The 4,854-nt window shown below is 63.5% G+C and carries 6 protein-coding genes; all 6 read left to right on the top strand.

Features of this window, described 5'->3' with window-relative positions:
* The first annotated feature begins 110 nt into the window (after nt 1–110).
* The 6 genes from DDE13_RS21740 to DDE13_RS21715 are packed head-to-tail and all read left to right on the top strand — an operon-like array spanning nt 111 to nt 4,797.
* Nucleotides 111–869 carry a GntR family transcriptional regulator gene (locus DDE13_RS21740; RefSeq protein ID WP_235868809.1) on the top strand — a complete coding sequence of 253 codons (759 nt, stop codon included), beginning with the start codon at nt 111–113 and terminating at the stop codon, nt 867–869.
* 17 nt (nt 870–886) lie between these two features.
* Nucleotides 887–1,714: a transporter substrate-binding domain-containing protein gene (locus DDE13_RS21735; RefSeq protein ID WP_111406298.1), complete on the top strand. Its 828-nt coding sequence runs from the start codon at nt 887–889 to the stop codon at nt 1,712–1,714.
* Nucleotides 1,715–1,738: 24 nt separating this feature from the next.
* Nucleotides 1,739–2,416 carry an amino acid ABC transporter permease gene (locus DDE13_RS21730; protein ID WP_111406297.1) on the top strand — a complete coding sequence of 226 codons (678 nt, stop codon included), beginning with the start codon at nt 1,739–1,741 and terminating at the stop codon, nt 2,414–2,416.
* Between the two features lie 4 nt (nt 2,417–2,420).
* Nucleotides 2,421–3,086 (top strand): amino acid ABC transporter permease, encoded by a 666-nt coding sequence (locus DDE13_RS21725; RefSeq protein ID WP_111406296.1) that lies wholly within the window; start codon nt 2,421–2,423, stop codon nt 3,084–3,086.
* Between the two features lie 4 nt (nt 3,087–3,090).
* Nucleotides 3,091–3,867 (top strand): amino acid ABC transporter ATP-binding protein, encoded by a 777-nt coding sequence (locus DDE13_RS21720; RefSeq protein ID WP_111406295.1) that lies wholly within the window; start codon nt 3,091–3,093, stop codon nt 3,865–3,867.
* Between the two features lie 15 nt (nt 3,868–3,882).
* Entirely contained in the window at nt 3,883–4,797 is a 915-nt protein-coding gene (locus tag DDE13_RS21715) for an aminotransferase class IV (RefSeq protein WP_111406294.1), read from the top strand.
* The last annotated feature ends 57 nt before the right edge of the window (nt 4,798–4,854 follow it).

Raw genomic sequence — 4,854 nt, 5'->3', positions numbered from 1 at the left:
ATGGGCTTCGTCTTCCTCGTCTCCGCCCTCGACTGGCTCAGATGAATGCAGACACGGCCTAGAACGCCAGTGCACAGCCTCGAATCTGTTGATCACATGACGCAACAGCCATGATTGTTGACAATCTTCAATTTTCGTCTCTACGATTTCAACAGATGCGAAAACGAGGACAACCGCGCGTGATCACTTCCCCGCTGAAGCGAGAAACGATGAGCACGAAGATCGCGGCCCTGCTACGGCGCGAGATTCTCACCGGCGAACTACCACCGGGTGCGCAGGTTGTGGAAACCGGCCTCGCGCTGCGACTCGGCGCGAGCCGCGGCCCCCTGCGCGAGGCGATGCGCCAGTTGATCGATGAAGGGCTGCTGGTCAGCGTGGCGTACACTGGCACGCGGGTCGTCGACATCTCGGTACAGGACATCAACGACATCTACGCCGTGCGCACCTGCCTCGAACAGTTTGCGTTCGAACAGGTCTGGGACCGGCGCGGCGATGCCTTCGCCGCCGAACTCCATGCCCGCAACGACGCGTTGCAGGCCGCCATCGACGCGGCCGACGACGTCCGCGCGATCGAGGCCGAACTTGATCTGCACGGGCTGGCCTATGAACGGGCCGGCAACCGTATCCTGCTGACGACTTGGACCGGGCTTCGCGGGCGGCTGCAGCTTTACTGGGCGGCGCACCACCGGGCCCATGGCCTTTCCGGCCCCCTGCGCGAAAGCCATGACGACTATATCCGGCTTGCAGTCGGTGACAGCCTCGATGCCATGCGGGCCGAGATACGCAGCCACATGCGCCGCGGGCTGGAAACCACAAAATCCTTTGTCGAGCAAAAAACCCTAACAACACTACAGCCGGAACCCGATTGACCCTGAAGGAGATGACAATGAACAGACGGACGATGTTTGCCGCCCTGGCCGCGGCGGCGATGATCGGGCTAGGTGGCGCCGCTCAGGCGCAGGACAGCACGATGCAGCAGGTTCTCGACAGCGGGGTGCTGCGGGTGGGCGTGACGCAGGCGCCGCCGTGGTATTCCAAGGACCCCATGACCGGCGAATGGACTGGCGGATTGGCCGTGTCGATGGGCAAGGCCATGGCCGAAGACCTCGGCGTGGAATTCGAGCCGGTCGAAGTCACCTGGGGCACTGCCATCGCGGCGCTGCAAGCCAATCGTATCGACCTGATGTACATGCTCGACGCAACCGAGGAACGCCGCCAGGCGGTGAATTTCCCGGAAACGCCGCTGCTCTACTATTCGCTCGCGGTGCTCGCGCGCGACGATCTGGACATCACCGACTGGGCCGACCTGAACGACCCCTCGATCCGCATCTCCGTGCCGTCCGCGACCAGCATGGACGCGTTCCTGACGGCCAATACCCCAGACGCCGACATTCAGCGTTTCCCCGGCAATTCCGAAGCCATCGCGGCCTTTCAGGCCGGGCGTGTCGATGCGGTGACACTGTTCCACCCGCCCCTGATCGCCGCCCGCCAGCGTCTTGGCAGTGGCAAGATCGTGGTGCCCCAACCGGTGGAATCCCGCCCCTCCTCCGTGGCTCTGCGCCAGGAAGCTGATACCGCCTTTGTGGACTGGGTGAACGAAAAGATCGGGGGGTATTACAGTTCGGGCCAGACGCAGGAATGGTACGAAGAATTCCTGCGCGATTTCGGGCTGGACCCGTCCACCGTGCCCGCCGTCATGCGCGAACGGCTCTGACCCGGCAGGCCGGGCGCGGACCGCATGTACCAGTGGGACTTCACGGTGGTCATCCAGAATTCCGGCCTGTTGTGGCAGGGTCTTCTGGGAACGCTCTCGATCACCGGCACGGCGCTGACCTTCGGGCTGCCGCTGGGATTGATCCTCGCCCTGTCGCGGCTTTCGCCGCGGCGCTGGCTGGCATGGCCCGCGGGCTTCGTGATCGAATTCTTCCGCACGACCCCGCCGCTGGTGCAGCTCTTCTGGTTCTTCTTCGCCCTGCCGATCCTGATCGACATCCGCATGACCCCGTATCTCGCGGCGGCGATCACTTTCTCGATCCAGTCCTCGGCGTTCTTCGCCGAGGTCTTCCGTGCGGGCATCGTGTCGGTCGAACGAGGCCAGTGGGAGGCCGCGCGCGCCATCGGGATGCAGCGCCCGCAGGCCATGCGCCGCATCATCCTGCCGCAAGCAGTCAAGCGCATGATCCCGGCCTTCACCGAACGCGCCATCGAACTGATGAAGACCACAACGCTGGTGGCCACGGTATCCTATGGCGACCTGTTGTATGAAGCAAACGAACTGGCGCAAAAGACATTCCGCCCGATCGAGGTCTTCACCGTGACCGCGTTGATCTATTTCGTGTTCATCTTCGGTGTCAGCCTGTGTGTGCAGGCCGTCGAACGCCGCCTCGCCGTCAGCGGCGATAGTACGGTGCGATAGGGCGATGGATTACACATGGGATTTCGGGTCGGTCTTCATGTATCGCGAGGCGCTTTACACCGGCCTCGTCGGCACGCTGCGCATCTTCGTCATCTGTCTGATCAGCGGCCTGTCGCTGGGCCTTGCCGTGGGGCTCGCGCGCTATTCGGTGCGCCGCGCGCTGCGCTGGCCCGCCGCCGCCTTCATCGAGTTTTTCCGCAATACGCCGGTCCTGGTGCAGATCTTCTGGTTTTACTTCGCCTTCCCGATCCTCGCGCCCTTCGACATCGCCCCACTGACGGCGGCTGCGCTTGGGATCACCCTGAACTCGGCCGCCTTCTCGGCCGAGATATTCCGGGGCGGCATCCAGTCCATCGATCCGGGCCAGTGGGAAGCCGGGCGCGCCATCGGCATGCGCCACCGCGACATCATGCGCCGCATCGTCCTGCCGCAAGCCATCCGCCGGATGCTGCCCGCCCTGACCAACCGGGGCATCGAGATCTTCAAGATGACCACACTGGCGTCCGCCATCGCCTATGCGGAACTCCTGCACCAGGCCCGGCTGATCGCGTCCATCAACTACAACCCGATCGAGGCGTATACGGTGGTCGCGCTCGCGTTCTTCGCGATCCTCTATCCGATCGTGCGGGCGACCTACGCGCTCGAACGGCGCATGGCGCGGGGGGACTGAGCCCATGAGTGACGAACCGATCCTGCGCATCCGCGGGCTGGCAAAGAGCTTCGGCGACAACCGCGTGCTGCGGGGCATGGATCTCGACGTGAAGCAGGGGGACTGCATCGCGATCCTGGGCGCGTCCGGCTCGGGCAAGAGCACATTCCTGCGCTGCCTGAACTTCATGGAAATCCCCACGGGCGGCGAGGTGACCCACGCGGGCAAGACCATCGGCACGGCGCGCCCCGGCAAGCCCCGGCTGTATCCCGAATCCGAGCTGACCCGCGTGCGGCAGAAGGTCGGCATGGTGTTCCAGCAGTTCAACCTGTTTCCGCACATGACCGTTCTGGGCAACGTCACCGAGGGATTGCGCATCGTTCAGCGCATGGACCGGGCCGCGGCCGACACCCGCGCGCGCGCCGAACTGGACCGGGTCGGTCTCGCGGAGAAGGCGGACGAATATCCATCCCGCCTGTCGGGCGGCCAGAAACAGCGCGTCGCCATTGCGCGCGCGCTCGCCCTCGCCCCAGACCTGATGCTGTTCGACGAACCGACCTCGGCGCTCGATCCCGAACTGGTGGGCGAAGTCCTGACCGTGATCCGGGGCCTTGCCGAGGAAGGGCGCACCATGCTGCTCGTCACCCACGAGGTCGGTTTCGCCTATCACGTCGCCAATCGCGTGATCTTCATGGCTGACGGCTTGATCCAGGAAGAAGGCCCGCCGGAACTGGTACTCAAATCACCGCAGAACCCGCGCACGCAAGCCTTTCTTGCCCGCCACAAGCAGTTCGAATTCTGAACAGGACACGCCACGATGACCGACGCTACACAGCAAAGCGCCCAGAGCTATGCCCCCGACCCACGCAACGACACGGTAGAAGTCTATGTCAACGGCAGCTTCTTCCCCCGCGACAAGGCGGTGCTGCCTGTCTTCGACAGCGGCTTCGTGCTTGGGGATGGCGTGTGGGAAGGTCTGCGACTGGTGAACGGAAGGCTTCTGGCCGTTGATGAACACATGGCGCGGCTCTACGAGGGTGCGAATGCCATCCAGCTCGATATCGGGATGCCACCAGACGCCCTGGTCGGTGAAATCGAACGCACGCTGCGCCACAATGACATGCACGACGGTGCGCATATCCGCCTGATGATCTCGCGCGGACTGAAATCCACGCCGAACCAGGACCCGCGCTTCATCATGGGCGGGCCCACGATCGTGATCGTGGCAGAGTACAAGCAACCGAATGCCGCTCTGAAAACCCGGGGCCTTAAGCTGCTGACCTCGACTATCCGCTGCTCCACGCCGGACGTGTTCGACCTGCGGCTAAATTCCCATTCACGGCTGAATTTCATCCAGGCGCTGATCCAGGCGATCAACATGGGCGCGGACGAGGCGCTGATGCTCGATGATCGGGGCTTCGTGGCCAGCTGCAATTCCACGAACTTCTTTATCGTTCGAGGCGAAGCACTGTGGACCTCCACGGGCGCCACCTGTTTCAACGGCATCACTCGAGCCAAGGTCATCGACCTTTGGCTCACGGCCGGGAAGCCGGTGTTCGAAAAAGACTATACCCTCGCCGAGACCTACGCCGCGGACGAGGCTTTCGTGACAGGCACGCTGGGCGGCATCACGCCGGTAACCATGATCGACGGACGAAAGGTTGGGAACGGAATGCCCGGACCGGTGACACGAGAACTGAGCAAATTGTATGATGCCGCAGTCGCCGGCTAGAGCGTGTCGCGTTTAATCGGTTCCGTATCCGGCGGCCTTGAAGAAGTTGTAGCACTC

The organism is Meridianimarinicoccus zhengii (assembly GCF_003254465.1).
Taxonomy (GTDB): Bacteria; Pseudomonadota; Alphaproteobacteria; order Rhodobacterales; family Rhodobacteraceae; genus Meridianimarinicoccus; species Meridianimarinicoccus zhengii.
Note: the sequence above shows the minus strand (reverse complement) of the source record. Positions and strands in the feature narration are given on the sequence as shown.

What these genes read in the sequence shown, in the direction of transcription:
- DDE13_RS21740 (WP_235868809.1), top strand. Translation starts at nt 111, where the DNA reads ATGATTGTTGACAATCTTCAATTTTCGTCTCTACGATTTCAACAGATG.
- DDE13_RS21735 (WP_111406298.1), top strand. Translation starts at nt 887, where the DNA reads ATGAACAGACGGACGATGTTTGCCGCCCTGGCCGCGGCGGCGATGATC.
- DDE13_RS21730 (WP_111406297.1), top strand. Translation starts at nt 1,739, where the DNA reads ATGTACCAGTGGGACTTCACGGTGGTCATCCAGAATTCCGGCCTGTTG.
- DDE13_RS21725 (WP_111406296.1), top strand. Translation starts at nt 2,421, where the DNA reads ATGGATTACACATGGGATTTCGGGTCGGTCTTCATGTATCGCGAGGCG.
- DDE13_RS21720 (WP_111406295.1), top strand. Translation starts at nt 3,091, where the DNA reads ATGAGTGACGAACCGATCCTGCGCATCCGCGGGCTGGCAAAGAGCTTC.
- DDE13_RS21715 (WP_111406294.1), top strand. Translation starts at nt 3,883, where the DNA reads ATGACCGACGCTACACAGCAAAGCGCCCAGAGCTATGCCCCCGACCCA.